This window comes from Mesorhizobium sp. M7A.F.Ca.CA.002.15.2.1, from assembly GCF_003998715.1.
In the GTDB taxonomy this organism is placed as follows: Bacteria; Pseudomonadota; Alphaproteobacteria; order Rhizobiales; family Rhizobiaceae; genus Mesorhizobium; species Mesorhizobium ciceri.
In genome coordinates this window covers 1-672 of sequence record NZ_RZPI01001189.1, presented here as the reverse complement: position 1 = coordinate 672, position 672 = coordinate 1, and the positions used below count along the sequence as shown (strand labels likewise).

Here is a 672-nt window from a genome sequence, read left to right as displayed (position 1 = left end):
GCGCTGGACAACACCGGAACGACGATGGTGCTGTCGCCGAACTCGGAGTTCTTCCGCTTCTTCCGCAATCCCGACGGCAGCGAGGGATCGGCAAAGCCGGCTTCGCCTGCGCCAAACGCTCCGGCGACGGCACCCGCCGCGCCGGCGGCACAGCCCAGCACCGGCCAGTAGCGGCCGGTGCAGGATTTTCTTGCCGCCATGGGCCTCGTCCTCGTCATAGAGGGTCTGGTCTATGGCGGCTTTCCCGGCCTGGCCAGGAAGCTTGCCACCGAAGTGCTGTCGCTGCCCGAGAACGCGCTGCGGATTGCCGGGCTGGCGGCGATCGCGATCGGCGTCGGCATCGTCTGGCTGGTACGAGGCGCATGAGGGCGGCGATGATTTATCCTCTGCCGATAGTCATAGCCGCAAACGTGCCGTATTTTTTGCCAACATGGCGTGACGCGGCGTTTTCGTCGAAGCGCTTTTCTTTTCAAGAATACCGGGAGGCTTCTCGATGACATCCAATACAATTTTGCGCGCGGCGCGGCGGACATTCATCGCCGGCGCGGCGGCACTTCTTGTCAGCGCCGTCGCTGTCCCGTCCTTCACGGCGCCGACATTTGCCGCCGATGGGCCCGCTTCGGTCGCCGATCTGGCGCAAGGCCTGCTCGGCGCGGTGGTCAACATATCGAC

1 protein-coding gene and 2 pseudogenes are annotated in these 672 nt (G+C 64.6%); all 3 read left to right on the top strand.

The genetic code is table 11. From position 1 onward, the window contains the following. A pseudogene (locus ENZ74_RS35560) lies at positions 1-171 on the top strand (protease modulator HflC); the annotation flags it as partial. 6 nt (positions 172-177) lie between these two features. Beyond that, positions 178-366 (top strand): DUF2065 domain-containing protein, encoded by a 189-nt coding sequence (locus tag ENZ74_RS33570; protein ID WP_013531032.1) that lies wholly within the window; start codon positions 178-180, stop codon positions 364-366. Between the two features lie 127 nt (positions 367-493). After that, positions 494-672, top strand: a pseudogene (locus ENZ74_RS33565) (serine protease); the annotation flags it as partial.